The sequence below is a fragment of the Enterobacter sp. NFIX59 genome (assembly GCF_900113755.1).
Taxonomy (GTDB): domain Bacteria; phylum Pseudomonadota; class Gammaproteobacteria; order Enterobacterales; family Enterobacteriaceae; genus Enterobacter; species Enterobacter pseudoroggenkampii.
Window position 1 is genome coordinate 1 of the sequence record NZ_FOQN01000016.1, and the last position, 1,146, is coordinate 1,146.

The 1,146-nt window shown below is 39.6% G+C and carries 2 protein-coding genes; both read left to right on the forward strand.

Annotation, left to right across the window (positions count from 1 at the left end):
- Nucleotides 1-39: 39 nt before the first annotated feature.
- A complete protein-coding gene (locus BM007_RS23505) occupies nucleotides 40-165 on the forward strand; it encodes a hypothetical protein (protein ID WP_254780665.1) in 126 nt (41 codons plus the stop codon).
- Nucleotides 166-489: 324 nt separating this feature from the next.
- A complete protein-coding gene (locus BM007_RS22900) occupies nucleotides 490-969 on the forward strand; it encodes a hypothetical protein (RefSeq protein ID WP_090421019.1) in 480 nt (159 codons plus the stop codon).
- Nucleotides 970-1,146 lie beyond the last annotated feature (177 nt).

Below are 1,146 nucleotides of genomic sequence, written 5' to 3' on the forward strand. Positions count from 1 at the left end.
CGGTTTACGCAGCAGGACCCGATAGGGCTGGCGGGGGGGATAAACCTTTACCAGTATGCGCCGAATGCGCTGGGGTGGGTGGATCCGTGGGGGTTGAGCCGTAAATGTAAGGATCCATCTAAAGAAGCTACGAGATGGCAAGGTCAAGGTGATTACAAAGTATAGATGTCTACAAAAACAGGAAACTGAAAAAAGGCACGATTCTGTATGCATTATATCCAAACGGTGATACTCCTCCATCATATGCAGTGACTTATCCAACCGTTAGGCAAAATAAAGGAAATGCTATAGGCTACCATGAAGCACTTCAGGTTAAAATAGATCCTCATCGTACATTAAGAACGCAAGTTAGAGCTTATTATGTAAGTGAGGATATTGATGTAGCATATGGAAGAGCATTGGCTAATGAGATATATGGTCGAGGGGGGGGCAATTCTTTATCCCTGAGGAATTTAAAAATCTTTTGATACCGGGGAAGGTCATTAGCATATGATTAATTTTAAAATTAACGTGGTAAATGGTAAGGTTGAGTTAGACAATAAATGTCTTTTAATACAAAGGGAGGAGGAATTTATAACTTCTGATCTTTACAAATATCTTGAATCAGAAAATAAAATGCAGAAATTAATTCCCCATCATTATACAGTTAATACCGTTCTTTGGTCGGGAAAGGAATTCGAGATTATAATACAACCATTATGCTTCAGTAATTTGCCATTTACGGTGCAATTAATTTATAAAGAGGGAGGGTATTATAAGGTAATAAATGATTGGAATAAGGTTTCTAACATTGATATGCTAAATAAAGAAGTCGAATTTTTATATCAATGGGTGTCGGGTGAATATGATCTTGGCAAACCAGATGAAAAAGAAAAACATAGTATAATGTGGCACTTGGAATGGGGTGATATAACTATTTGCTATGATATTAAATCATTTAATTGCGGTATTTATTTAACGTGGAATTAACTATTAAATAAGGTTGTCATATTGTGCTGATAACCCGCTTGAAGGTTCCGCTGATAAGGTCACGCACAACCGCCTGACGCAGCTGAACGGCATTCGCTGGCGTTATGACATCCACGGCCGCACCGTGGAGAAGGATAACGGCCAGACCCGCTGGCACTACCGCTACGACGGCGAACA

What these genes read in the sequence shown, in the direction of transcription:
- BM007_RS22900 (WP_090421019.1), top strand. Translation starts at nt 490, where the DNA reads ATGATTAATTTTAAAATTAACGTGGTAAATGGTAAGGTTGAGTTAGAC.